Genomic DNA, 24,856 nt, shown 5'->3' on the forward strand with positions numbered 1-24,856 from the left:
CCTTCGGGCAACGCTCGACCGGCATACGTACGCTGAATCGCATGTCCGCCACATCGTCAGCCGGCGTCCCGCTTCCGTACCTGCACCAGAGCACCGGACGCGCCGCGGTTCCCGGTCCCGACCGGGCCGCCGGGCGCGCCCGGCCGTCCGAGACGCAGTGGTACCCGTCGTACGACGAGGAGAGCCCCCGCTCCGGCGGGCCCGGCGGCCCGGGCGGACCCGGCACGCCGCCGGGGCCGGGCGGCCCAGGTGGCCCCGGCCGGCGCGGCCCCCGCCCGCGCTGGGGACGGATCGGCCTGGTGGCCGGCGTGGCGGTGCTGGTGCTGGCGCTGCTCGGCGGCCTGGGTGCCTGGGTCTACACCGACAACCTCGACAAGGACCTGGCCCGCACCGACCCGTTCTCGGAGATCACCGGCGGGCGACCGGCCAAGGCGGTGAACGGCGCGCTGAACATCCTGCTGGTGGGCTCGGACTCGCGCGACCCGGACGCGCCGGTGGACAAGCAGAGCCAGTGGCGGGCCGACACGATCATCGTCATGCACATCCCCGCCGACCACAAGTCCGCCTACCTGGTCTCCATCCCGCGTGACCTGTACGTGCCGATCCCGGAGAGCGCCGGCGCGGAGTGCGACACCGGGCGGCGCGCGAAGATCAATGCGGCGTTCGCGTTCGGCGGCCTTCCGCTGGCGGTCCGCACCGTGGAGTGCTTCAGCGACGTCCGGATCGACCACGTGATGGCGATCGACTTCGGCGGCTTCAAGGAGGTCACCGACGCGCTCGGCGGGGTGGACCTCAAGGTGGAGCGGAGCATCACCTCGATCCACAAGCCGTACCGGAAGTTCACCAAGGGCACCATGCACATGGACGGCGCGACGGCGCTGGACTGGATCCGGCAGCGCAAGCAGTTCCCGGACGGCGACTTCGCCCGGATGCGCCACCAGCAGGAGTTCCTGCGCGCGCTGATGGACAAGGCGGCGAGCACGGGCACGCTGGCCAATCCGAAGAAGCTGAACGCCTTCCTCCAGTCGGTCACCGACGCGGTGACCGTCGACAACGGCTTCTCGCTGGTCGACATGGGTGTGCAGTTCCGCAGCCTGCGCGGCGAGAACCTGACCTTCATCACCAGCCCGAACACGGGCAGCGACACGATCAACGGCGAGTCGGTGGTGGTCTCCGATCGGGCGAAGGCGCTGGCCATGTACAAGGCGATGTCGGCGGACACGATGGCGGCCTGGGTGGCGGCCAACCAGGACCCGGACACGAGGAGCAACTGACCCCGGTTGCCGGCACGTTTCGACGGACGTCATCAGAGGTGCATTCACATCTGGTTCCATCATCGGCCGCCAACCACCGACCAGACGTATTGACTCATCCGTTCGGTTGAATTGCCGTCGCAAGTGTCGGGATATCCAGGAATTGAGCGTCTGACGATCTCGCCTTGACCGGAAGCGGTACGTAGAGTGGTCCCGCCCCCCGACCACGCGAGCTGGAGCACGCATGCCGGTTCAGACCAGCCCCCGCCCGACGTCGCTGGATTCCGACCCCCACGCACGGGCGTCGACAACGATCCCGTCCCAGGGCGGTCGAAACGGTCTGCGCACCGGCGGCGCAAAAAAGCGCACCAAGCGTAAGGACCCGCTCTGGGCCCGCCTGACGGTGATCTTCGGCGCCGTGCTGATGATGACCAGCGGCGTCGCCATCGTCGGCAGCAAGGCGCTGATCAGCCAGGCGACCGGCAACATCGCCCAGAAGAACCTGCTGGGCGGGGCGGGCAAGACCGACGCCGAGGGCGGCGCCGACCTGGACGGCCCGATCGACATGCTGCTGCTCGGCGTCGACGCCCGCGAGCGCTGGGCCGCCGACGACGTCCGGGCGGACAGCATCATCGTGCTGCACATCCCGGCGAGCCACGACCAGGCGTACCTGATCTCGATCCCCCGCGACACCGAGGCGCAGATCCCGGCGTTCAAGAAGAGCGGCTTCCAGGGCGGCACCGACAAGATCAACGCGGCGTTCCAGGCCGGCGCGCGTAACGGCGGCGGCTGGGAGGGCGGCGCCCAGCTGATGGCCCAGACCATCAAGAACATGACCGGGGTCAGCTTCGACGGCGCCGCGATCATCAACTTCGGCGGCTTCAAGAACGTCATCGACACCCTGGGCACCGTGCGCATCTGCGTCAGCCACGAGGTGAAGTCGCACCACATGATGGTGGTCGACGGCAAGCAGATGTGGAACGCGGACGCCAAGAAGACCGGCCGCCCGATGACCCCGGTGGTCTACAAGAAGGGCTGCCGCGAGATGTCCGGGCTCCAGGCGCTGGACTACTCCCGGCAGCGCTACGGCCTGCCGAACAGCGACTACGACCGCCAGCAGAACCAGCAGCAGCTGATCAAGGCGATGGCCCGCAAGGCCACCGACAAGGGCATGCTGACCAACCCGATCAAGGTCAACCAGCTGATCCGGGCGGCGGGCAAGGCCTTCATCCTGGACACCGGCGGCGTACCGGTGGCCGACTTCGTCTTCACCCTGCGCGGGGTCACCGCCAACGAGCTGACCATGCTGCGCACCAACGGCGGCACGTTCAACGGCAACGCCAACAACCGCGAGGCGCTCAGCGCGCAGACCCTGGAGATGTTCCAGGCGGTCAAGAACGACAAGCTGGGCGAATTCGTGTACGCCAACCCGACCGTGCTCTCCAACCGCAAGTGACCCGGTGACCGACCGGTAGCCACGCCAAAACCGGCCGGAGCGCGGTGACCGGCCCGTAGCCTGATGTGAGCATGTCTCACGTCACGGCCACGGGGAGGGCGTCACGGCCAGGTCAGCGCGGTCCGATCGGGGGCGGGGCACCCCGCCGCCCGGCCGCCCGGCCTCCCGCTGGCCCCGGGTCCTGCTGACGGTCGGTCTCGCCCTGGTGCTGGTGGCCGTCGTCGCCGTGGTCGGCATGAAGGCGCTCACCGCGCGGTACGAGCGCACCATCACCCGGCAGCAACTGCTCGCCCCGGACGCCCGGCAGCCCCGCACCGACCTCTCCGAAGGGCTGAACTACCTGCTCGTCGGCACCGACCGGCGGGGCGCCAGCGACGGGCCGGACCAGCGCTCGGACACCATCCTCATCGTGCACCTCCCGCCCGGCATGCGGCAGGGCTATCTGATCTCCGTCCCGCGCGACCTCCTGGTGGCCATTCCCCCCGGCGGCACCAACGGTTACCGCGGCGGCCAGGACAAGATCAACGCTGCGTACGAGCACGGCGGGGCCGGCCAGGGCGGGGCCCAACTGCTCTCCTCCACCCTGACCCGGCTCACCGGGATCCGCTTCGACGGGGCCGCGCTGGTCGACTTCGCCGGCTTCAAGCAGGTCATCAACCTGCTCGGCGGGATCCGGATGTGCGTGGACACCGAGGTCCGGTCGATCCACACTCAGACCGTGTTCGCCACCGGCTGCCAGCAGATGGACGGCGCCCGGGCGCTGGACTACGTCCGGCAGCGCTACGACCTGCCCGGCGGCGACTACGACCGGCAGCGGCACCAGCAGCAGATGCTGCAGGCGGTGCTGGACCGGGCCGGGGAGACGAACCTGCGCGGCGACCCGCTGAAGCTGGACCGGGTGCTGCGGGCGGTGGGCGGCTCGCTGACCCTGGACACCAACGGCGTCGGAGTCGAGGACCTGATGGTGGCCCTGGGCTCGCTGCCGTCGGACGCGCTGAGCGGGGTGCAGGTGCCGTCGTACCCGGAGACCATCGACGGGATCTCCTACGTGGTGCTCGACAACGGCGGCAACGGCCTCTTCGACGCCGTACGCCGCGAGCGGGTGCCGGGCTGGGCGGCGGCCAACCCGCGCTGGGTCACCCGGTTGTGAGCCGACGAACCGGCCCGGCCCGTGCCGATGTCGCCGGTGAGGATCTAGGCTGCTACCCGTGTTCGGATCCCAGGTACCCAGCGTTCCCGTGACCGAGATCGACGACGAGACCTACCTGCTGGACGTCCGCGAGGACGACGAGTGGGTGGCGGGCCACGCCCCCGGCGCCCACCACCTGCCGATGATGGAGCTGCCGGCCCGGCTGGCCGAGGTGCCCACCGACCGGGACGTCGCGGTCATCTGCCGTTCCGGCGGGCGCTCCGCCCAGGTCGTCGGCTACCTGCTCAACAACGGATGGGAGCAGGTGCGCAACGCCGACGGCGGGATGCGCCAGTGGGAGGCCGTCGGCCGGCCGGTGGTCGGCGGGGACGGGCAGCCCGGTCGGGTCATCTGAGAGCCGACACCATGGGCGATCCGCTGGTCTTCGCGCACCGCGGCGCGTCGGCCGACCTGCCCGAGCACACCCTCGCGGCGTACCTGCGGGCCCTGAACGAGGGCGCCGACGGGCTGGAGTGCGACGTCCGGCTCACCCGGGACGGGCACCTGGTCTGCGTGCACGACCGCCGGCTGGACCGGACCAGCAACGGACGCGGGCTGGTCAGCGCCCGTACCCTCGCCGAGCTGGAGCTGCTCGACTTCGGTTCGTGGCATCCGGGCTGCGTACCGGCCGACGGCGACGAGGTGCTGGACGAGTCGCACACCCGGCTGCTCACGCTGGAACGGCTGCTGGAGGCCGTACTGGCCGCCGGCCGGCCGGTCCGGCTGCTGGTGGAGACGAAGCACCCGTCCCGCTACGGCGGCGACGTCGAGCGCCGGCTGGTCGCGCTGCTGCGCCGGTACGGGCTCGCCGAACCCGGCCCGGACGACCCGGTACGGGTCACCGTGATGTCCTTCTCCCCGCTGGCCGTACGCCGGGTCCGGGAGCTGGCCCCGACGCTGCCGACGGTGCTGCTGCTGGAGGTGCTGCCGCGCTGGCTGCGACTCGGCCGGCTGCCGTTCGGCGCCGGGATCGCCGGGCCCGGCATCGGCCTGGTCCGGGCCCGCCCGCAGCTGGTGCCCGCCCTGCGTGCCGCCGGCCACCAGGTGTACGTCTGGACCGTCAACGAGCCGGACGACCTGGAGCTGGTGCTGGCCGCCGGGGTGGACGGGGTGATCACCGACCGACCGGCGCGGACGCTGGCCCGGCTGGGCCGGTGACGCCCACCGGACGGGGCTGCCCGAACTCCGCCCGAGGGGGCACACTCGGGACATGCCGGAGCGTACCGATCTCGCCGCCCTGATCACCGGCCACAGCGCGGTGATCGAGATGATCAATTCCGGAGACGCGGGCCTGCCCGTCCTCACCCAACTGCTCCGGGTGGCCCGCTCGGCGGTGGGCGCGGCCAGCGTGGCCTTCGTCGAGTTCGCCCCCACCGGCGGCCGGGTCATCGCGGCCAGCGGCAACGCCAAGTGGATGATCGGCCGCCCGCTGCCGGCGTCCGACCCGGTGACCGTCTGCCTGCTCGCCGGCCCCCGGGTCCGGCAGGTCCGGGTGGACCACCTCCCCGGGCAGCTCGCCGGGGAACTGGCCGCCCGGGGGCTGCGCCGGATGATCGGGGCGCGCGCCGAGATCGGCGGGCTGACCGTCGGCAGCCTGCACGCCCTCTACGCCGACGGCGAGGACGCCGCTGACCCCGAGGGGCAGGCCGTGCTGGGCTACGTGGCCGCCTGCATCGCCCACATGTACGGCGACCAGAGCGGCCTGCCGGTGCACGGCGACGGCCCGGTGGTCGCGGCGCTCGCCGACGGTCTGGCCGTGGTCGACCGGGAGGGGCACGTGCGGCTCTGGAACCCGGCCGCCGCCCAGGTGACCGGCCGCTCCTCCGCCGAGGCGCTGAACCGGCCGCTGCCCTTCCCGCTCCCCCCGTCCGGCCAGGTGCTCGACCACCAGATGCCGGACGGACGCTGGCTGCGGATCACCTCCGGTGAGCTGGCCGGACCCGGCACCCAGCGGGTGGTCACCTTCCGCGACATCACCGACCAGCAGCGCCGCGACTCCGAGCGGGACCTCTTCGTCGCGGTGACCAGCCACGAGCTGCGCACCCCGGTCACCGTCATCAAGGGGTACGCGGACACCCTCACCGACCACTGGGAGTCGCTGACCGACACCGACCGCCGGCAGGCGGCCCGGATCATCGGGCAGCGCGCCAACGAACTGGCCCGGCTGATCGACCGCCTGCTCTCCTCGGCCATCGACGGCCGGCCCGGCGGTGAGCCGGCCGTACCGTTCGACCTCGGCGACGCGCTGCGCGCCACCGTGCCGGACCTCCCCGCCGACCTGCGCCACCGGCTCGTCCTCGACCTGCCGGCCGACCTGCCCAAGGCGCTCGGCGACCGGCACAGCATGGCCACCGTCCTGACCGAGCTGGGCACCAACGCCGCCAAGTACTCGCCGCCGGAGGCGCCGATCGAGGTCACCGCCGGCACCGACGGGCAGACCGTCCTGTTCCGGGTCAGCGACCGGGGCATCGGCATCCGGCCCGAGCACGTGGAACGCGCCTTCGACCGGTTCTGGCAGGGCGAGTCCGGGGACCGGCGCGGCTATCCCGGCGCCGGGCTCGGCCTCTATCTCGTCCGCCGGATCGTTGAACAGCAGAATGGATGGGTATCCCTCCGGCCGAGGAACGGTGGCGGTACCGTCGCAGAGGTGCGGCTGCCCCGGGGATGATCTGCGCGGGGCACCAGGGAACGGGGCGAGAAGGAGCGAGGGTGTCGACGCACGCGGTCGAACGTTCGTGGTGCGTGGTGGTTCCCCACCACGCCACCGGAGCGCGGCTGGCCCGGCACCGGATCGCCGACGAACTCGCCGAGGTCGTACCCCCGGTCCTGCTGGCCGACCTGGTGGCGGTCCTGGCCGAGCTGGTGGGCAACGCCGTCCGGCACGCCGACCCGCTGCCCGGCGGGGTGGTCCGGGTGGCCTGGCGGCTGCGGCCCACGGCGGGCGGACCGGCCGTGTCGATCCGGGTGACCGATGGTGGCGCCCCCGCCGGTCCGCGGATGCGGGCGGCCAGCCCGGACGCGGTCGACGGCCGTGGCCTGCACATCGTCGCCGGCCTGGCCAGCCGTTGGGGAGTCGAGCGGGACGGCCTGGGCCAGAGCGTCTGGGCCGAGTTCGACCCGACCGGCTCGACCCGACCGGACCTGGTCGTCGCCGGTTGAGCCGGCCCCGGGGGCGGGTCCTCCCCACACCGTCCCGGCCCGGCCTCTAGGCTGTCTCGCCGTGAGCAAGCGTCGAAAGAACCAGCGCGCCGTCGAAGCGACCCCTCGCCGGGAGAAGATCCGCGACATCTTCGTCCCCCGTCCCTTCGAGGGGCTGGCGGACGAGCCGGAGTGGATCGCCCTGCGCGAGCTGGTGCCGGCCGCCTCCGCGCCGCTGCGACTCACCCCGGAGTTGGTCGAGGAGTACGGCGACCGCCCGGTCACGCTCGCCACCGTGCTGCCGATGGCCGCCCCGGCGATGACCAAGCCGGACGGGCGGGTCTTCATCGGCCTGCAGCGGCACCAGCAGTCCGGTGACGTCTCCCGCGACCTGGCCGAGGCGCTGCTCTGCGCGCTGCGCACCGAGCCGGGCGGCCAGGTGACCGTCCCGCCGCTGCCGGGTCCGGGGCCGCGCCTGCAGGACGTCCTGGTGGACGGCCCGCTGGAGATCAGCATGCACGACGGTTTCGACTTCTGGCTGGACCCGGGCGCGGCCGACGACCCGTCGGTGCAGGCGTCGCTGGAGCGGGCGAACGCCGCGATCTACCCGACCGTACGGCTCGCCGCCGCCCGGGCCGCCTACTGGTGCCAGGTGCCGGAGAAGGCGCACGTGCGCTGGGTGCTGCCGGAGGACGAGGACACCGCGCTGGACGCGTTGTCCCGGCTCTCCGCCGCCGGCACCCTGACCCTGGGCGAGGGCACGAGGTTCGCCGGCATGTTCCGCACGCACGGCCGGCTGGTGCCGGTCTGGGATCTGCCCGAGGACGTCCCGGCCGCCGACTGGGAGGCGCCGGTGAGCGCCTTCGCCGAGCGGTACGCCGAGGTGCTGGAGGAGAAGGAGCCGCTGGACGCCGCCGGGCGGCGGGCCCGCCAGGGGCTGCTCGGCCGCCAGCTCACCCTGCGCTGACCGACCCTCGACCGGCCGCTTCCGGGCCCCGCACGACCGGCCCGGAAGCGGCGTCAGGGCCGCCGTAGTGGCTCGCGGACCAGCGGGCAGGACATGCAGCGCGGACCGCCCCGGCCCGAGCCCAGCTCGGAACCGGCGATCGGGATGACCTCGATACCGGCCCGTTCGAGCTGGGCGTTGGTCTCGGTGTTGCGCTCGTAGCCGACGCAGAGCCGGGGCGCCAGTGCGAGGGTGTTGTTGCCGTCGTCCCACTGCTCGCGTTCGGCGGTGACCGGGTCCAGCCCGGTGTCGATCACCCGGAGCTGGTCGAGGTCCATCGCGTCGGCGGCGGCGCGCAGGAACGGCGCGGGGCCGTCCACCCGCGGCTCGCCGTCCGGCCCGGCGATCACCGTGTACGCCAACAGGCTGCTGGCGATGTTCGGGTACATCAGCACCGCGTCGGCGTCGACCATGGTGCAGACCGTGTCGAGGTGCATGGTGGCGCGTTCCTGGGCGATCGGCACCACCAGGATGGTGTGCGCGAGCCCGGCGGCGAAGACCTGCCGGGCCAGCCGCTCCGCGCCGGCCGGGGTGGTCCGCTCACCCACCCCGACCGCGAGCACGCCGGGGGCGAGCAGCAGCACGTCGCCGCCCTCCAGGTGCTCCAGCTCCGGGTGGTAGACGGCCTGGGTGCCGACGAAGCGCGGGTGGTGGCGGTAGATCGCGTCGGTCAGGGTGGACTCCCGCCGACGGGCCGGCATGGCGAGGCTGGTGACCCCGACCCGGTCCCCGATCCACAGTGACGAGTCGCGGGTGAAGAGCAGGTTGGGCAGCGGGTCGATGACGAAGTCGTGCCGGTCCATCAGCGTCCACACCAGCCCGCCGGGGCGTTCCGGGCTGATCCGCACCTCCTCGTGGGCGAGCCCGGCGATGAAGACGTCGGCCAGCGCCACCGGATCGAGGTAGGCGAGGTGGTCCGCGACGCGGCGGCGCAGCGTGTCGCCGAGCCGGGGCGAGCGGAGCACCACCTCGGTCAACTCGGCCCGCGCGTCGGGTACGGCCAGCGTCTCGGCGAGCAGGGTGGCGAGGTAGAGCACCTCCACACCACGCCCGCGCAACGCCGCCGCGAAGGCGTCGTGCTCCTCCTGCGCCCGTCCCACCCATGGGATAGCGTCGAAGAGCAACGAGTCGTTGTTGCGGGGAGTGAGCCGGGCCAGTTCGGGCCCGGGGCGGTGCAGCAGCACGGTGCCGAGCCGACCGACCTCGCTGTCCACGTAGTGGGTCACCCTCGCAGCGTAGGGCAGGTGCGAAGGGTGTTCGGGAGAGAAGTGTGGATGAATATGGCATTCATCCGCACTCATTCCGGCGCTCCAACTTGCCGTACCCCGGGGATGGCAACGTAGGGTAGTGAGGACATAACTTCGAGGGACCTTTTGCCGGAGGTCGCGATGACTGTCTTTCCCGCTCGTCGAGCCGTACCCACCCGGGCACTGCCGCCCGTGGCGGTGCCGCACCCCCGGGCCGAGGCGCCGTCGGCGCTGGAGCCGGCCCGCCCGACCCCGTTGGAGTGGGCCCGCCGCCGTCGGGCGGAGCGCGGCGCGCGCCGGCTGGAGGCCGCCGGGGCGCGCGCGCTCGGTCAGCTCGACCACCTGGGGCCCGCCTGGCACGTCATCGAGTGGCCGCGTACGGACGTCGCCGACGTGCTGCTCGACCGCGGCCAGGACGACCGGGCCGGCTTCCTCGCCATCGGCCCGAGCGGGCTCTTCGCGGTGAGCATCGCCGACCACGGGCGCGCCCGGGTGCTGGTCGCCGGGGACGTCGTCCAGATCAACGGCAAGCGGCCGCCGTACGTGGCCGAGGCCCGGCGCGACGCCAAGCGGGCGAGCAAGGCCCTCTCCGACGCGGTCGGGCTGCCGATCCCGGTGACGCCGGTGCTGACCTTCGTCGGCTCCGGCGTCATCAGCGTCTACGGCCTGCCCAAGGACTGCCTCATGGCAACCCACCGGGAGCTGGACCGGCTCCTCGTCGCCGGGGGCAACCGGATCAGCCCGGCCACCGCCGAGAAGCTGTCCCGGGTCGCGCAGCAGCCGCAGACGTGGCTCAACGGCACGTACCGTCCCGCCGCCGACTACCGGTGGTACGACGAGGGCCGAACGGCCGCTGACAAGCCGGCCGCCCGCCGGTAACGTCACCGTCGACGCCACGCAGCCCGGTGTTCACCGAGGTCAGCTACGGTCCGCGCCGTCGCCGGCCGCCCGGTCGTTCCGGGCATCCGATCGCCACCGGCGGCCGGTGACAGCAGCGCGGTACAGCGACCGTCGCGACGACCGGCTAGCGTGGACAGACCGTCGGTGTACATAGGAGGCTCGGTGGCCCACGTCGAACTCTCGCTCTCCGAAGTGTTCGCGCCGGCGTCGCGGACACCGACAGAGCCGGGGTGCGACAACGTCGGGCAGTGGTCGGCCATGGTCTCCCACGCCGAGGAGCCCTGCCTGCTGATCGACGCGGACACGCGGGTCGTGGCGATCTCGTCCGCCGGCTGCGACCTGCTCTGCCTGGGCGCACCGGAGGACGTGGTGGGCCTGCCGCTGCTGGAGGGCGGCCTGCGGCTGCTCGACTTCACCGCCGCCCGGGGCGAGCTGACCGAGCAGGAGACCGACAAGATCCCGCCGCTGCTCGCCCTGCACTCCGGCCGGCTGGCCCGGGGCCTGCTCCGGGTCCAGCCCGCCGGCGAGGACGCTCCCGACGCCACCGTCGACGCCATCTCCACCCCGGTGCTCACCGACGGCTCGGTCGCCGGCTCACTCACCTTCTTCTCCGAGATCTGACCCGCGTCCGAGGTGTGGCGGGCGCCGCACGCCGCGATGCTGGGGCGGGCCGGCATCGACGCCGTAAGGTGCCCTCATGCTCGATGTCGCCCTGCTCCCGGGGGAGTACGCCGTGTGCCGGCTGGCCGCCGGCACCTCCCTGCCCCCCGCCCTGTGGGCCGAGCCGGGCGTCGCGGACGTGGTCACGGTGAGCTGGACGGCCGACGGGATCTCGGTCATCTGCCCCGCCGCCCGGGCGCCCGCGCAGGCGGACGTGGAGACCGACTGGCGGTGCCTGCGCGTGGTCGGGCCGGTCGGCCTCGCGGTCACCGGCACCCTTGCCGCCCTGGTCGACCCGCTCGCCGAGGCCCGGGTCAGCGTGGTCGCGTTCTCCACCTACGACACCGACCACGTGCTGGTCCCGGCGGTACGCCTCGGCGAGGCGACCGGCGCGCTGGAACGGGCCGGGCACCGGGTGCTGCGCTGACCTTCACCGGGCCGCCGGATCCTCCTACGATGGGCTCGGCCACCCCCGGCCGTCACGACCCGCTGCCACCCGAGGCTCGATCCCCCCGAGGACCGGTCCGTGCCGCCTGACGCACCGCACCGCACCCCACCCCGCCGGCTGGTCGTCGCCGGCGCACTGCTCGCCGTCGTGCCGCTCGCCGCCTGCGACGCCCCGCCGGAACCCGTCCCCGCGCCGGCCACCAGCTCCCGGCCGGCGCTCGTCACCCCCGCGGCGCCGACCGCCGCCCCGCCGCTGACCCCGCCGCTGGGCATCGCGCCGACGCTCCCACCGACGCCCAGCCCCACGCCCGGCCTGGTCGCCGTCGCCTGCGCCGGCCGGCCCTCCGCCGACCGGGTGGTGGGACTGCTGCGCGGCCGGGTGCTTCCCCGGGGCGTGTCGGTGCGCGCCACCCAGGGGCCGCTCTGCGCGGCCGACTGGCAGTACACCGTGCTGGCCGTGACCGGGCACGAGGAACTTCAGGTGGTCACCCGTACCGAGTCCGCCGCGCTGCGCCTGGTCACTGCGGGAACCGACGTCTGCTCGATCGAGGTGCGGACCGTCGCGCCGCCCGGCATTCGGACGTTGGCCTGCGACGCCGGCACGGGCGCGGTACCCGGTGCGTAGGCTGGGCGACATGCCCGGTACCCCACCGACCCGCTACGTCTACCTCGGCCCCGAGGGCACCTTCGCCGAGCAGGCGCTGCGCACCGTGCCCGCCGCCGAGCACGGCAGCCGTACGCCGGCGCGCAGCGTCGGCGAGGCGCTGGAGAGCGTACGGGCGGGGGACGCCGACGCGGCCCTGGTGCCGCTGGAGAACTCCATCGGCGGCGCGGTCGGGGTGACCCTGGACGAGTTGGCCGAGGGGGACCCGGTGGTGATCACCCGCGAGGTGATCCTGCCGGTCGAGTTCGTGCTCGGCGCCCGCCCCGGCACCACACTGGGCGCGGTGCGCAGCGTGGCGGCCCATCCGCAGGCCTCCACCCAGTGCCGGAACTGGCTGCGGGACCACCTGCCCGACGCGACGGTGGTCGACGTGCTCTCCAACGGCGCGGCGGCGGCCGGCGCGGCCGCCGGTGACTACGACGCGGCGATCTGCGCCCCGATCGGCGCCACCCGGCACCGGCTGGCCGTGCTCGCCGACAAGATCGCCGATCACCCCGACGCGGTGACCCGCTTCGCGCTGGTGTCCCGCCCCGGCCCGCCGCCGCCTCCCACCGGGGACGACGTCACCTCGCTCGCCGTCTACATCGCCCACGACCGGGTGGGCGCCCTGCTGTCGGTGCTGATGGAGCTGGCCGTACGCGGGGTCAACCTGACCCGGATCGAGTCCCGCCCGACCGGCGAGGCGCTCGGTCGGTACGTCTTCTTCCTCGACTGCACCGGGCACGTGGCCGACGTACGGATGGGCGAGGCGTTGCAGGGGCTGCGCCGGGTCTGCGCCGACGTGCGCTTCCTCGGGTCGTACCCCCGGCACCGTTGGGTCGACGGGGCGGCCGAGCGGCCGGTCCCGGCGCCCGCCGGTCTCTCCGACGCCGACTACGCCGACGCGGCGGCCTGGCTGGCCCGGCTGCGGGCCGGCGAGCTGAGCTGACCCGGCGGGGCGCCCGGACCGGGCACCCCGCCGACCCGGTCAGCTGAGCAGGCCGCCGAGCAGGCCGCCCTGCTGCTGCTGGGTGCCGCTGCCCATGACCGGCGGCTCCTCGGAGGGCTGCACCACCACGAAGCCCTGACCGGCGAAGCTCATCGTGAACGCCTCGCCGGTGCTGCGGCCGAGCAGCGTGCCCAGGCCGAGCTGCTCGGCGCGGTGGTAGCCGGTCTGGAGGTTCGCCGACCAGCAGACGGCGGCCTGCGGGTCGACGTAGGTGGGTGCGTCGACGTTGAGCACCACCGGGGTGCCCTTGGTGGTGATGGCGATCCTGCCGTGGCCGCTGAAGACGCAGTTGAACAGGCCGGACGACGAGGCCATGCCGGCGCCGCCGACCATCTTGATGTCGTACGACAGGGTCGAGTCGAAGGCCAGCACGCTGGAGCCGTTGATGGAGAGGGCGTCGCCCGGCTCCAGGTCGATGATGTGCACGTCCTTGGCGAGCTCGGCGAGGAAGACGTCGCCCTGGCCGCTGAGCTTCATCAGCGGCACACCCTCACCGGTCAGGCGCTGCTTGATGAACTTGCCGATGCCACCGGAGCCGAGCGCCTGGAACTGCACCTGCCCCTGGTAGGCGACCATCGAGCCGACCCGGGCCATGGCCTCGCCGTTCAGCTCGATCTTCAGCATCTTGGAGTTCTGCAGCCGCATGCCGGGCTGGGCGGACTCCTTCTCGAGGTTCTCCGCGGAGAACAGCGCGCTGCGCATCGGTTTCCTCCTGGTTCGGGGTGTGTCTCACCGGAGGGTAGGTGACCAGCGCAACCGGTGACATCGGCCGAGCGGGGCCGCCGAGCAGGGCCGCCGAGCAGGGCCGTCAGCCCCAGCCCAGGGCGTGCAGCCGGTCGTCGTCGATGCCGAAGTGGTGGGCGATCTCGTGGACCACGGTCACCGCCACCTCGTCGACCACGTCGTCCTCGCTGTCGCAGATGCGCAGGATCGGGCGGCGGTAGATGAGGATCCGGTCCGGCAGCACACCGGAGTAGTCCCACCCCCGGTCGGTGAGCGCGTGCCCCTCGTAGAGGCCGAGCAGGTGCTCGCCGGGCGGCGGGTCGTCCTCGACCAGGATCACCACGTTGCTCATCAGCCCGAGCAGCTCCTCGGGCACCTCGTCGAGGGCCTCCCCGACCAGCTCCTCGAAGCGTTCCCGGCTCATCTCGACCGCCACGCCGTCCATTGTCCCCGACGCCGGGCGATCCGCCCCGTCAAGATCCGCGCGGAGCCACGGAAAGGGTGCCGGGCCGGCACCCTTTCCGTCGCGTACGACCGGTCGGGGTCAGGAGGCCAGGCGGGCGGAGAGGCTGATCTGTGCGCCCGGGGAGAGCAGCCGCGAGATCGGGCAGTTCGCCTTGGCGGCCTCGGCCAGCTTGGTGAACTGCGCCTCGTCCATGCCCGGCACCTGACCGACGGTCTCCAGGTCGATCCGGGTCACGGACATGCCCGCGTCGGTCTTGTCGAAGTGGACCTTGGCAGTGGTGTCCACCGACGAGTCGGTGGCGCCCGCGTCGGCGAGCTGCTTGGAGAGCGCCATCGAGAAGCAGCCGGCGTGCGCGGCGCCGATGAGCTCCTCGGGGTTGGTCCCCTCGCCCTCCTCGAAACGCGACTTGAAGGAGTAGTTCCCCTGGAGTCCGCCCTTGCCGGTGCGGACGGTCCCGGAACCTTCGGTGAGGTTCCCCTGCCAACTGGCGGAAGCGGTACGGATAGGCATGCACCCGACGCTAACCGAAACCGCACCGTCGGGCGACCGACCCGGCGTACCCACCGCCGCCACGTCGTGCCCCGACCGGCGCCGCCGGACGTGTCATGATGCGGTTCAGGCCCGCGACGGCGGAAGGTGGCCGATGTCCCAGGATCTCCCCGTCCCGCGCCAGGAGGACCGCTCCGACGGCACGGCCGTCGTCGAGTGGGGCTCGCCGTCCCCCGCCCCGGCCGGACGGTGGGGCCGGGCCCTCGGCGGGCTCGGCCGGGACCGCCGGCTGCCCCTGGTGCTGGCCGTTCTCGGCGCGGTCGCGGCGACGGCCTCCCTGGTCGGCGAGTGGCTGGTGATGACGCTGCCCAACGGGGGCCCGGAGGGCAACGTCACCGTCCGGGTGCCCGGCGGGGTGGCCGAGGTCGACGGCTTCGGGGTCGCGTACCTGGTGGGGCTGCTGCTGCTCGCCGCCGTGACGGCGCTGGCCCTGCGCGGCGGCCCGGCCGTCCGGCGGGAGGCGCGGCTGGCCGGGCTGGCCGTGGCCGGCGCGCTGCTGGCGCTGCTGACGGCGACCGCCTTCTCGCTGGACGACTCCGGACAGCGGGCCCTGTTCTACTCGTCCGAGGACGGCTTCCGGGTGGACTACGGGCGGGGCCTGGTGATGGCCTTCGTGGCGACCGCGCTGGCCGGGGCCGCGCTCCAGCTCGCCGGCCGGCAGCCGGCCGAGCGGTCGGAGCGGGACACCGACGACCCGGAGGCGGAGCCGGTCGACTACCGCCGGCCCGGCCGCGCGGAGGACGACGGCCCGGCCGACCTCACCGTCACGCCGACCGTGCCGTTCGCCCGCCGCGAGTCGGCCGGCTGACCGGCCGTCCCGACCGGGCCGGGGCCGTGCCCCGGTGCCCACCGGGCGTCACCGGGCGTTGGCGCCGGATTCGCCGGAACGCCGTGGTCGGGGCCGGTGCCACGAGGTACGGTTGCTGCCCGCCGTCACTCCGGGTCGAGGCACCGATGACCGAAACGGCTGGCTGCGACGGCGGCGGGCGAAGGAGGAACCATGATCCGCCCGGGCCTGCCCAAGCTGATCGCCACCGATCTCGACGGGACGCTCGTCCGCAGCGACGAGACCGTCTCCGCGTACACCCACCAGGTGCTCGACCGGGTGCGGGCCGCCGGCATCCCGGTGGTCGGCGCGACCGGTCGTGGCCCCCGGCTCAAGGAACTCACCCGCAACGACATCCGCGCCGCCGACTTCCTGGTGATGGCCGGCGGCGGCTGCGTGGTGGACCAGAGCGACCCGGCCGGCCCGGTGGTGCTGCGCGACGAGCGGCTGCCCGGTGCGGTGCTGGCCGGACTGCTGGCCGACCTGGAGGCCGAGGTCGGGCCGCTGACCGTGATGGTCGAGGCGTCCGCCGAGCAGGACGCGCCGCTCTGGGGTGACTACCACCCGAGCTGGCCGTACCAGGACCGGTTCGAGGCGCGCAGCCGCGCCGAATGCCTCTCCTGCGACGTGATCAAGGCGTTCGTCCGGACCGCCGACCACCACGTGGACGAACTGCTGGCCAGCGCCCGCCGGATCGTCCCACCGCAGGTGGCCACGCTCACCCAGGCCGGGCTGGGCTTCGTCGAGATCTGCCCGCCGGGGGTGGACAAGGCCACCGGGCTCAGCGTGGTGGCCGAACGGCTCGGCGTCGACCCGGCGGAGGTGCTGGTCTTCGGGGACATGCCCAACGACCTGCCGATGTTCGCCTGGGCCGGCTGGGGCCGGGTGGCGGTCTCCAACGCGCACCCCGCGGTCCGCGCCGCCGCGGACGAGGTCACCCTGCGCAACGACGACGACGGAGTCGCGGTCTACCTGGACCGGCTACTCTCCCGGTGATGGGAGAGACACCCCGACTGGTCGCGACCGACATCGACGGCACGCTGCTCGGCGACGACCGGACGCTCAGCGCGCGTACCGCGACGGTGCTGGAGCGGATCTGCGCGCAGGGCACGCCGGTCGTGCTGGTCACCGGCCGCCCGATCCGCTGGCTCCAGCTCGTGTACGACCAGCTCGCCGCCCCGCTGCCGGCGATCTGCGCCAACGGCGCCGTGGTGTACGACCCGGTCGCCGACGAGGTGCTGCGGGCCGACCCGCTCGCCCCGGAACTCCTCGCCGAGGTGGCCCGCCGGCTGCGCGCGGCGGTGCCCGAGGTGAGCTTCGCGGTGGAGATCGTCGACAGCCGGCAGATGCGGCACGAGGCGCACTACCCGCTGCGCTGGGACGCCGACCACGACGCCATCCGGGCCGTCGAGTCGCCCGAGGAGCTGCACTCCGTACCGGCGGTGAAGCTGCTGGCCCGGGCCGGGGAGCAGGACCCGGACCTCTTCGTCCGGGTGGTGGCCGGGGCGCTGCAGGGGCTGGCCGAGGCGACGCACTCGTCGTACAGCGGGCTGGTGGAGATCTCCGCCGCCGGAGTGACCAAGGCGGCCGGGCTGGCCTGGTACGCCGCCCGCCTCGGCATCCACGAACGCGACGTGCTCGCGTTCGGCGACATGCCCAACGACCTGCCGATGCTGACCTGGGCCGGTCGGGCGGTGGCGGTGGCCAACGCACACCCCGCCGTCCTGGAGATCGCCGACGAGGTGACCGGGGCGAACTCCGCAGACGGCGTGGCGGCGTATTTGGAGAAGGTCTTCGGGGTGGGCTGAGCGGACCGGTCCGTCAGAGGTACTGGCCGGTGGGGTGCCCCTCGCCGCCCTGCGGCTGGCCGATGCCCGGCATGCCCGGCACCATCCCGCCGGGACCGCTCGGCAGCGCCTGCCGGCCGGAGCGCATCTGCTCCAGCTGCACCCGGGCGGCCATCTGCTGGGCGACCAGCGCGGCCTGGATGCCGTGGAACAACCCCTCCAGCCAGCCGACGAGCTGGGCGTGGGCGATGCGCAGCTCGCCCTCGCTGGGCGCCTTCTCCTCGGTGAAGGGCAGCGAGATCCGCTCCAGCTCCTCGCGCAGCTCGGGGGCGAGGCCCTCCTTGAGCTCGACGATCGACCGCTCGTGGATCTCCCGCATCCGGTGCCGGCTGGCGTCGTCCAGCGGGGCCGACTTGACCTCCTCCAGCAGCTGCTTGATCATGCTGCCGATCCGCATCACCTTGGCCGGCTGCTCGACCAGGCGGGTCGGGTCCTCGCCCGCCTGCTCGTCGGTCTGCACGGTGCCGACCGGGCGGCCGTCCGGGCCGATCACCACCACGGTGCCCGAGTGCCCGGTGTCCTCGGTGCCCGGCTCGTCGTTCTGTCCAGCGGAGTGCGCGTCGGTCATGGCACCCATCTTTACCCACGCCCGCGAGCCGCACGCGGTGGGACCGGTCACGACCCCCGGCCGGTGGCGGTCGCGCTACCGTCGCCGACATGCCCGCCGACCCGCGCGCCGTCCTCACCCGGCCCGCTCCGCCCCCCGATGAGACCCTCGCCTACGGCGACCACCCCGACCAGATCGTCGACCTGCGCCGCCCCGCCGGGGACGGGCCGGCCCGGCCGCTGGTCGCGGTGCTGCACGGTGGCTTCTGGCGGGCCGAGTACGACCGGACCCACACCGGCCCGCTGGCCACCGCGCTGGCGGTGCTGGGCTGGCCGGTGGCGCAGCTGGAGTACCGGCGGACCGGGCAGCCGGGCGGCGGCTGGCCGGGCACCCTCACCGACGTGCTGGCCGGCGTGGCCGCGCTGCCCGGGCTGGCCGCCCGCGCCCTGCCGGGCCGGGTGGCCGCCGGGCCACCGCTGCTGCTCGGGCACTCGGCCGGCGGGCACCTCGCGCTCTACACGGCGGCGCACGCCCCGGCCACCGTACGGGGGGTGCTGGCGCTGGCCCCGGTCGCCGACCTCGCCGAGGCGTACCGGCTGGACCTGGACGGCGGGGCGGTGGCCGCGCTGCTCGGCGGCGGCCCGGCGGAGCACCCGGACCGGTACGCGGCGGCCGATCCACGGGAGTTGGTGCCGCTTCGGACACGTACCGTGATCGTGCACGGGGTCCAGGACCTGCAGGTGCCGGTCACGATCAGCCGGGGTTACGCGGCTGCGGCCAGGGCGGCGGGGGGCGAGGTGAGCCTCGTTGAACTGCCAGAATGCGAGCACTTCGGGCTCATCGACCCGGAGTCGGCCGCCTGGCCGCGCGTCAGAGCTGAGTTGCAGTCGCTGCACAAAGATCAATAGCCATTGACGCAGCGTCGTCAACCAGGTAGAACGCCGAGGGGGCGGTGACGCCCCGCAACGCTCCGGAAGGATTTTGGTGTCGCAGATGAACCGCAGGCGCGCCCTGCAGCTGCTGGCCGCGCTCGGTACCACCGGGCTGGTCGCCGGCTGCGGCACGGACGACGAGGGTGAGCCGGTCGCGACCGGCTCGCCGATCAAGATCGGTCTCGTCGCCCCCGAAAGTGGCTCGGGCAAGGCCATCGGCGAGGACGTCGTCAACGGCTTCGAGCTCTACCTCGCCACCCACGACCAGCGCCTCGGCGGGCATCCAGTGACCCTGGTGAAGGCCGACGAGGGCGACAACGCCAAGACCGGTCAGGACGCCGTGAACGGCCTGCTCAAGCAGGGCGTGCTCGCCCTCACCGGGGTGGTCAACCCGACGGTGATGTCCGGCATCCGGGACATCGTGGAGAAGGCCCGGGTGCCGCTGATCGGGTCGAACGCCTCGCCGGTCAGCCTGCAGAGCGTGGTCTACATCTGGCGCACCTCGTACGTGCTGGACGAGCCGGGCCGGGCGCTCGGTGCGTACCTGAAGCAGCGGCTGCCGGCCGGCAGCCGGGTGGTGATCATCGCCCCGGAGGGCGGCGCCAGCCTCGACGTCGTGCAGGGCTTCCGCCAGGGCTTCGGCGTCGACGATCCGCGGATCGCCGGCGAACCGGTCTGGACGAGCCCCACCGCCAACCCGGACGAGAGCACGTACGTCTCCGCCATCCGGCAGGCGCTCAGCCGTAGGCCCACCGCGATCTTCTGCCACTTCTCCGGCACCGCGGCCATCCAGTTCATCAAGCAGCTGCGCCGGTACCGCCCGACCTACACCGGGCCGGTCTACGCGCCCGGCTTCCTCACCGAGGGCAGCGTGCTCAACGAGGTGAGCGGGGTGCTGGTGGACGACAAGACCGACCGGCTGCTGCCCGGCGCGATCCAGACGGTGTCGAACTACTCGGCCGACCTGAACAACAACGCCAACCGGATCTTCGCCGCCGCGTACCGCAAGACGTACAACGTCTCGCCCAGCACCTACGCGATGGCCTCGTACGACGCCGCCCAGGTGCTCGACGGGGCGATCCGGATCGCCGGGGCGAACCCGTCCCCGCAGCAGGTCAACCTGGCCCTCGGCAAGGTGGGCCAGATCGACAGCCCGCGCGGGGTGTGGCAGTTCAACCAGCCCCGTACGCCACAGCAGCGGTGGTACCTGCGCACCGTGCAGTTCGACGGCCGGCTGCTCTCCAACGTCATGCTCAACGAGATCGCCACGCTCGGCTGAGCGCCAGGCCCCGTACGCGCCGAGGGCCGGTCTCCCCGCGGGGAGGCCGGCCCTCGGCGTACGCCGTGGTGGCGTCAGTGACGCAGCTCGGCGATGCAGCACTTCACGCTGCCGCCGCCCTTCTTCAGCTCGGCCAGCTCGACCGGCACCGGGTGGTAGCCGGCCGCCTTGAGCTTGCCGGCCAGCCGGGTCGCCTCGCTGTTGAGCACGACGTTGAGCCCGTCGCTGACCAGGTTCAGGCCGAAGGCCATCGCGTCCTCGTCGTCCGCGATCACGGCGTCGGGGAAGAGCTGGGTGAGCACCTTCTGGCTGGCCGCCGAGAAGGCGCCCGGGAAGTAGACGATGTTCTCGTCGTCGATCGAGGCGAGCGCCACGTCGAGGTGGTAGAAGCGCGGGTCGACCAGGCGCAGCGACACCACCGGCCGGCCGAGCGCCTCCTGCGCCTCGGCGTGTGCCGGCAGTTCGGTGCGGAAGCCGTGGCCGGCGAGGACCAGCCCGCCGTGCGCCTCCGGCAGGTACGCGAAGTCGCCCTCGCCCTCGTTGGTCTCGCTCGGCGCGATGAACCGCCAGCCCTGCGACTCGTAGAACGCCCGGTGCGCGGCGGCCTCGGCGGCGCGCTGCTCATGCTTGAACTGGGCGCCGTAGACCGTCCCGTCCACCACGAAGGCGCCGTTGGCGGCGAAGACCATGTCCGGCAGCCCGGCCTCGGGGGTGAGCAGGTGCACGTCGTGGCCGAGGCCGACCAGCGTCTCCCGCAGGCGGTCCCACTGCTTGACCGCCAGCTCCGCGTCGACCGCGGTGGTGACGTCCATCCACGGGTTGATGGCGTACTCGACGGCGAAGTGCTCGGGCGAGCACATGAGATATGTCCGCTTTCGCGGCACTCGCTGCTGGTTCACGGTGACCAAGAGTAGGTAGCGTAGAACTTTGGTAACAGCCAGAACTCTTGCTTTATTGAGGCGGAACGTTGCAGATAGACGCGGTCGACCAGCGAATCATTGCGTTGCTCGTGGCGGACGCCCGCGCGTCGTACGCCGACATCGGCAGCCGGGTGTCACTCTCCGCTCCGGCGGTGAAGAGACGCGTCGACCGGCTGCGCTCCGCCGGGGTGATCCGGGGCTTCACCGCGGTGGTCGACCCGGCCGCCGTCGGCTGGACCACGGAGGCCTTCGTCGAGCTCTTCTGCGCCGGCCGGACCACGCCCGCGCAGATCGGGGTGGCCGCCCGGCGGCACCCGGAGGTGGTCGGGGCGTACACCGTCTCGGGCGAGGCGGACGCCCTGGTGCACCTGCGGGCCGCGGACATCGCCCACCTGGAGGAGGCGCTGGAGCGACTGCGGGCGGAGTCGTTCGTGACCTCCACCCGGAGCACCATCGTGCTCTCCCGCCTGGTCGAGTCCCCCGGCGTCGGCCCGTCCACCGGCTGATCCGCGCTTGACCTCAACCCCACTTCATGTCGTCGACTGGGTCGGACGGCGACGTGAGGGGGGATCGTGCGGGCGGTGTGGCTGCGGGAGTTCGGCGGTCCGGAGGTGTTGGTGCCGGGAACGGCACCCGACCCGACGCCCGGGTCGGGGCAGGTGCTGATCGAGGTGGCGCACGTCAACCTCACCTTCGTCGAGACGATGTTCCGGGCCACCGGGTTCGGGCCGTTCCGCGGCCCGTTGCCGGTGATCCCCGGCAACGGCGTCGGCGGCGTGATCGGCGCGGTGGGCCCGGACGTGGACCCCGGGCTCGTCGGCCGGCGGGTGGTCAGCGGCACCGGCGGGTACGGCGGGTACGCCGAACGGGTCGTGGTGGACCGGGCCGCCCCGGTCGAGGTGCCCGACGCGCTGGCGTTGGACGACGCGGTGGCACTGCTCGCCGACGGCCGTACCGCGCTGCTGCTGACCGACGCCGCCGCGCCCCGGGCGGGGGAACGGGTGCTGGTCGAGGCGGCCGCCGGTGGGGTGGGCGGCCTACTGGTCCAGCTCGCCGCGCGGGCGGGAGCACGGGTGGTGGGCCTGGCCGGCGGCCCCCGCAAGACGGAACTGGTCCGGGCGGCGGGCGCCGAGGTCGTGATCGACTACCGGGAGCCCGACTGGGCCGACCGGGTACGCGCCGCGACCGGCGGGGTGGACGTCGTCTTCGACGGCGTCGGCGGCGAGGTGGGCAGCGGGGCTTTCGACCTGCTCGACCCCGGCGGCCGGATGCTCAGCTTCGGGCTCGCCTCGGGCAGCTGGACCGAGGTGCCGGAGGAGACCGCCGCGGCGCGGGGTGTGACGCTGCTCCGGCCGACCGCCGGGCCCGACGAGCTGCGCGCGTTGACCGTCCGGGCGCTCGCCGAGGGCGCGGCGGGACGGCTGCGCCCGCTGATCGGGCAGCGCTTTCCGCTGGAGCGGGCCGCCGCCGCGCACGCCGCGATGCAGTCGCGGGCCACCGTCGGCAAGACCCTGCTCGACGTCGGCTGACGCTCGCCGCCGCCTGGTGCTCACCCGTCGACCGACGCTCGACGGATGCGCAGGCGTCGCTGACCGCTCCCGGCGGACGCGCGGCGCGGAAGAGTCAGAGGTACATGCCGGTCCGGTGCTCGGAGTCGGCCGGCCGACTCGGCTTGTCGCCCTCGCCGAAGAACCGCTTGCCGCCGAACTCGCCGTGCAGTCGGTCGTCCAGCTCGTCGGCCAGCCCGGTCATCACCTGCACCGCGAGCATCAGGTGGGTGGCCTGGAAGTTGCGGCCGAAGACCGGGATCGACGCCCAGACGGTGTCGTCGGCGCAGTAGAGCCGGCCGATCGGCATCCGGTTGGTCAGCTCGGAGAGCTTCACGTAGAGGCGCTCGGTCGGCTCCACCTCGGTGAGCACCGGGGAGAAGACGTCGACCAGCGGCGGGTTGTCGCGTACCCGGACGAAGACCATCGCCGAGCCGGCGCGGATGTTGATGTCGCCGTCCGAGTCGACCTGGAGCTGGTCGGACTTCGACTTGAGCATGGTCGACACGACGGTGCGGACCCGCTCCTCCAGCGCCAGCACGTCCTCGCCCTCGTCGCTCTTCTGCGCGCTCGCGGCGGCGGCCAGCGCCTCGTCGAGGTCCGCCTCGATGTCGCGGTCCGGGCCGAACTCGCTGCGCGCGGTGCCGAGCGGTTCGGCCGGCAGCGGCTCCCCCTCGGCGTCGTGCACGAGGTAGACGAGGAAGGCCGGGTGCGGAGCACCGTAGACGTCGCGCAGGGTGCGGGAGAGCAGCGCGGCCACCTTGCTGGCGTCGGCGGTCGAGCCCGCCAGGCCGAACTGGTCCCGGGAGCCCTCCAGCACGCCCGGCGGCGACCAGCCCAGCGCGATCATGTCCGCGACGGCGGCCCGGTCCAGCCGGTAGCCCTGCGGCAGGGTGGCGTTGCCGACCGCCCGTGCGGAGACCCGCCCCCCGTCGCCCACGTCCACGCTGATCGAGTAGACGGCGTTGCCGGTGCCGGAGGCCGTCGGGTCGAGGGTCAGCTCGACGTGCGCCCCGGTGGGCAGCGCGCGCAGCCGCTCGGCCAGCGCGCGGGCGAACTCCCGCCACGCCTCGGTCACCTTGGCCCGCAGGTCGGCCGTGCTCGGCTCGTCCAGCAGGACCGACTCGTGCTGCTCCGGCGAGCTGCCGGGCTGATCACCGGTCGGCTTCGAGGGGTGGTCTGCCGTCATGATCGCCTCCGTCCGTCAAGGTCACCCTACCCAGGCCCACCCGGTGTCGAATCCACCGCGACCGGGATCGGACAACGCGGCGGGTGCGGATCAGTCGGGGCGGGTGCGGCTCAGTCGGGACGGTCGCCGCCCAGCTCCACCGGCCAGGTCGCGGCCAGGTCGCTCAACCGCGCGGCGGCGCCCGCCGGGTCGGCACCGCGCCCGACCGCCACCCCGAGCAGGTACGCGCTCACCGGCGCGCCCGGCCGCAGCACCTGGTGGGCGACGTCCCTGGCCAGGTCGAGCACCGCCGGCACCGGCACCTCGGCCGGGTCGAGCCCCAGCTCGGCGCAGGCCGCCGTGACCCAGTCGTCCATCACCGTCATCGCGTCCACTCCTCCGCCCGGCGTACGTCGGAGTCAGTGTCGCAGTCGAACCACGGCGGCGGGCCGCTGCCGGACCACGGCAGGTCACGCACCCTGAGCTCGGCGAGCAACTCCCGCATCGAGGCGCCGTCGGGCGTACCGCCCCGACGCCCGACGAGGCGGGCCAGCGCGTCCCGCAGCGCCGCGGCCCGCCACACACCGCACAGCGGCTGTCGCCGGCCGCGGTCGTCGAGGAGGCAGACCCCGTCCGGCCCGTCGTCCACGTGACCGCGCGACGGCGCCTCGTCCGGCTCGGGGTGCAGCGCGCGCAGCAGCACGCCGACCGCCTCCCGGGTGAGCAGCGGCAGGTCGGCCGCGAGCAGGGCGACGGTGGTCGTGTCCGGGGGCAGCAGGGCGAGCCCGGCCGCGGTCGCCGCCACCGGGCCACCGCCCGGCGGTCGTTCGCGGGTCACCAGCACGTCGCCGGGGACCGCGTCGGCCGGCCCGACCAGGATCCGCGGGGCCGCGTCGGCGACGGCCGCCAGCACCCGCTCCCGCATCGGCGTTCCACCGACCGGCAGCGCCGGCTTGTCCCGCCCGCCCATCCGGCGCGCGGCACCGCCCGCGAGCACCACCGCCGCGTACGCCGTCACCCGGCCACCGTAGCCTCGCGCCGACCCGTGCGCCGGGCCGGCGTCGTCGTGCGGGTCGGCGCGCGGCTGCCCTTCGCCGCCGATGC

29 protein-coding genes are annotated in these 24,856 nt (G+C 73.5%); 20 read left to right on the forward strand and 9 right to left on the reverse strand.

The genetic code is table 11. The annotated features are described in order from the left end of the window. The first annotated feature begins 41 nt into the window (after positions 1-41). The 8 genes from V6U89_RS07250 to V6U89_RS07285 all read left to right on the forward strand — a co-directional run bounded on the left by V6U89_RS07250 (position 42) and on the right by V6U89_RS07285 (position 8,003). Positions 42-1,274 (forward strand): LCP family protein, encoded by a 1,233-nt coding sequence (locus V6U89_RS07250; RefSeq protein ID WP_334569895.1) that lies wholly within the window; start codon positions 42-44, stop codon positions 1,272-1,274. A 403-nt stretch (positions 1,275-1,677) separates the two neighbouring features. Beyond that, positions 1,678-2,709, forward strand: coding sequence for an LCP family protein (locus V6U89_RS07255; protein ID WP_442933889.1), 1,032 nt, complete (start codon positions 1,678-1,680; stop codon positions 2,707-2,709). 211 nt (positions 2,710-2,920) lie between these two features. After that, complete coding sequence (locus tag V6U89_RS07260) at positions 2,921-3,859, forward strand: LCP family protein (protein WP_442933883.1); 939 nt, start codon at positions 2,921-2,923, stop codon at positions 3,857-3,859. A 58-nt stretch (positions 3,860-3,917) separates the two neighbouring features. Then, positions 3,918-4,253, forward strand: coding sequence for a rhodanese-like domain-containing protein (locus tag V6U89_RS07265; protein WP_088959745.1), 336 nt, complete (start codon positions 3,918-3,920; stop codon positions 4,251-4,253). Between the two features lie 11 nt (positions 4,254-4,264). Then, on the forward strand, positions 4,265-5,056 hold the full coding sequence (locus tag V6U89_RS07270; RefSeq protein ID WP_334569901.1) for a glycerophosphodiester phosphodiesterase: 792 nt from the start codon (positions 4,265-4,267) through the stop codon (positions 5,054-5,056). Positions 5,057-5,108: 52 nt separating this feature from the next. Continuing rightward, positions 5,109-6,566, forward strand: a complete 1,458-nt coding sequence (locus V6U89_RS07275; RefSeq protein ID WP_334569902.1) for a PAS domain-containing sensor histidine kinase — start codon at positions 5,109-5,111, stop codon at positions 6,564-6,566. A 74-nt stretch (positions 6,567-6,640) separates the two neighbouring features. Next, entirely contained in the window at positions 6,641-7,057 is a 417-nt protein-coding gene (locus V6U89_RS07280) for an ATP-binding protein (protein ID WP_334570142.1), read from the forward strand. Positions 7,058-7,118: 61 nt separating this feature from the next. Further along, positions 7,119-8,003 (forward strand): DUF5926 family protein, encoded by an 885-nt coding sequence (locus V6U89_RS07285; protein WP_334569903.1) that lies wholly within the window; start codon positions 7,119-7,121, stop codon positions 8,001-8,003. Between the two features lie 53 nt (positions 8,004-8,056). Here the strand turns inward: V6U89_RS07285 and V6U89_RS07290 are convergent, their stop codons facing one another. Next, positions 8,057-9,268, reverse strand: coding sequence for an arginine deiminase (locus tag V6U89_RS07290; protein WP_334569905.1), 1,212 nt, complete (start codon positions 9,266-9,268; stop codon positions 8,057-8,059). 162 nt (positions 9,269-9,430) lie between these two features. Between V6U89_RS07290 and V6U89_RS07295 the strand changes: the two genes are divergently transcribed. From V6U89_RS07295 to pheA, 5 genes are all read left to right on the forward strand, one after another. Continuing rightward, positions 9,431-10,168: a hypothetical protein gene (locus tag V6U89_RS07295; protein WP_088959739.1), complete on the forward strand. Its 738-nt coding sequence runs from the start codon at positions 9,431-9,433 to the stop codon at positions 10,166-10,168. 183 nt (positions 10,169-10,351) lie between these two features. After that, positions 10,352-10,810, forward strand: coding sequence for a hypothetical protein (locus V6U89_RS07300; RefSeq protein ID WP_334569906.1), 459 nt, complete (start codon positions 10,352-10,354; stop codon positions 10,808-10,810). A 76-nt stretch (positions 10,811-10,886) separates the two neighbouring features. Continuing rightward, complete coding sequence (locus V6U89_RS07305) at positions 10,887-11,276, forward strand: ACT domain-containing protein (RefSeq protein ID WP_334569907.1); 390 nt, start codon at positions 10,887-10,889, stop codon at positions 11,274-11,276. 99 nt (positions 11,277-11,375) lie between these two features. Next, positions 11,376-11,921, forward strand: a complete 546-nt coding sequence (locus tag V6U89_RS07310) for a hypothetical protein (protein ID WP_334569908.1) — start codon at positions 11,376-11,378, stop codon at positions 11,919-11,921. Between the two features lie 10 nt (positions 11,922-11,931). Next, the gene (pheA, locus tag V6U89_RS07315) at positions 11,932-12,888 is read left to right on the forward strand and encodes a prephenate dehydratase (RefSeq protein WP_154941149.1); all 957 of its coding nucleotides are present in this window, start codon (positions 11,932-11,934) and stop codon (positions 12,886-12,888) included. A 39-nt stretch (positions 12,889-12,927) separates the two neighbouring features. Here pheA and V6U89_RS07320 read toward each other — a convergent pair whose 3' ends face one another. The 3 genes from V6U89_RS07320 to V6U89_RS07330 all read right to left on the reverse strand — a co-directional run bounded on the left by V6U89_RS07320 (position 12,928) and on the right by V6U89_RS07330 (position 14,647). Next, on the reverse strand, positions 12,928-13,650 hold the full coding sequence (locus V6U89_RS07320) for an AIM24 family protein (protein ID WP_334569909.1): 723 nt from the start codon (positions 13,648-13,650) through the stop codon (positions 12,928-12,930). A 106-nt stretch (positions 13,651-13,756) separates the two neighbouring features. Beyond that, complete coding sequence (locus V6U89_RS07325) at positions 13,757-14,116, reverse strand: metallopeptidase family protein (RefSeq protein ID WP_334569910.1); 360 nt, start codon at positions 14,114-14,116, stop codon at positions 13,757-13,759. Positions 14,117-14,215: 99 nt separating this feature from the next. Continuing rightward, the gene (locus tag V6U89_RS07330; RefSeq protein WP_334569911.1) at positions 14,216-14,647 is read right to left on the reverse strand and encodes an OsmC family protein; all 432 of its coding nucleotides are present in this window, start codon (positions 14,645-14,647) and stop codon (positions 14,216-14,218) included. A gap of 133 nt (positions 14,648-14,780) precedes the next feature. On the opposite strand from V6U89_RS07330, the gene V6U89_RS07335 reads away from it, so the two are divergent. The 3 genes from V6U89_RS07335 (at position 14,781) to V6U89_RS07345 (ending at position 17,320) form a co-directional block, all read left to right on the forward strand. Beyond that, positions 14,781-15,494 carry a hypothetical protein gene (locus V6U89_RS07335; protein WP_334569913.1) on the forward strand — a complete coding sequence of 238 codons (714 nt, stop codon included), beginning with the start codon at positions 14,781-14,783 and terminating at the stop codon, positions 15,492-15,494. A 192-nt stretch (positions 15,495-15,686) separates the two neighbouring features. After that, positions 15,687-16,508, forward strand: a complete 822-nt coding sequence (locus V6U89_RS07340) for an HAD family hydrolase (RefSeq protein ID WP_334569917.1) — start codon at positions 15,687-15,689, stop codon at positions 16,506-16,508. Next, entirely contained in the window at positions 16,508-17,320 is an 813-nt protein-coding gene (locus V6U89_RS07345; protein WP_334569919.1) for an HAD family hydrolase, read from the forward strand. Before V6U89_RS07340 ends, V6U89_RS07345 begins: the two co-directional genes overlap by 1 nt. 13 nt (positions 17,321-17,333) lie before the next feature. Here V6U89_RS07345 and V6U89_RS07350 read toward each other — a convergent pair whose 3' ends face one another. Continuing rightward, complete coding sequence (locus tag V6U89_RS07350) at positions 17,334-17,936, reverse strand: bacterial proteasome activator family protein (protein ID WP_334569920.1); 603 nt, start codon at positions 17,934-17,936, stop codon at positions 17,334-17,336. Positions 17,937-18,016: 80 nt separating this feature from the next. Between V6U89_RS07350 and V6U89_RS07355 the strand changes: the two genes are divergently transcribed. Further along, positions 18,017-18,814, forward strand: coding sequence for an alpha/beta hydrolase family protein (locus tag V6U89_RS07355; protein WP_334569921.1), 798 nt, complete (start codon positions 18,017-18,019; stop codon positions 18,812-18,814). Between the two features lie 76 nt (positions 18,815-18,890). After that, positions 18,891-20,117: an ABC transporter substrate-binding protein gene (locus tag V6U89_RS07360; protein ID WP_334569922.1), complete on the forward strand. Its 1,227-nt coding sequence runs from the start codon at positions 18,891-18,893 to the stop codon at positions 20,115-20,117. Positions 20,118-20,191: 74 nt separating this feature from the next. Here V6U89_RS07360 and ddaH read toward each other — a convergent pair whose 3' ends face one another. Further along, positions 20,192-21,025, reverse strand: a complete 834-nt coding sequence (ddaH, locus tag V6U89_RS07365; protein WP_334569923.1) for a dimethylargininase — start codon at positions 21,023-21,025, stop codon at positions 20,192-20,194. A 59-nt stretch (positions 21,026-21,084) separates the two neighbouring features. Here ddaH and V6U89_RS07370 point away from each other — a divergent pair, with 59 nt between their 5' ends. Continuing rightward, positions 21,085-21,543: an Lrp/AsnC family transcriptional regulator gene (locus V6U89_RS07370; protein WP_088959726.1), complete on the forward strand. Its 459-nt coding sequence runs from the start codon at positions 21,085-21,087 to the stop codon at positions 21,541-21,543. Between the two features lie 66 nt (positions 21,544-21,609). Further along, positions 21,610-22,566, forward strand: coding sequence for a zinc-binding dehydrogenase (locus tag V6U89_RS07375; RefSeq protein ID WP_334569924.1), 957 nt, complete (start codon positions 21,610-21,612; stop codon positions 22,564-22,566). A gap of 94 nt (positions 22,567-22,660) precedes the next feature. Here the strand turns inward: V6U89_RS07375 and V6U89_RS07380 are convergent, their stop codons facing one another. The 3 genes from V6U89_RS07380 to mobA all read right to left on the reverse strand — a co-directional run bounded on the left by V6U89_RS07380 (position 22,661) and on the right by mobA (position 24,854). Beyond that, positions 22,661-23,773 carry a T3SS (YopN, CesT) and YbjN peptide-binding chaperone 1 gene (locus tag V6U89_RS07380; RefSeq protein WP_334569925.1) on the reverse strand — a complete coding sequence of 371 codons (1,113 nt, stop codon included), beginning with the start codon at positions 23,771-23,773 and terminating at the stop codon, positions 22,661-22,663. 110 nt (positions 23,774-23,883) lie between these two features. Continuing rightward, the gene (locus V6U89_RS07385) at positions 23,884-24,138 is read right to left on the reverse strand and encodes a DUF6457 domain-containing protein (RefSeq protein WP_334569926.1); all 255 of its coding nucleotides are present in this window, start codon (positions 24,136-24,138) and stop codon (positions 23,884-23,886) included. Further along, positions 24,135-24,854, reverse strand: a complete 720-nt coding sequence (mobA, locus tag V6U89_RS07390) for a molybdenum cofactor guanylyltransferase (protein ID WP_442933890.1) — start codon at positions 24,852-24,854, stop codon at positions 24,135-24,137. Before mobA ends, V6U89_RS07385 begins: the two co-directional genes overlap by 4 nt. Positions 24,855-24,856: the final 2 nt, after the last annotated feature.

The organism is Micromonospora sp. CPCC 206171 (genome assembly GCF_036906755.1).
GTDB lineage: Bacteria > Actinomycetota > Actinomycetes > Mycobacteriales > Micromonosporaceae > Micromonospora > Micromonospora purpureochromogenes.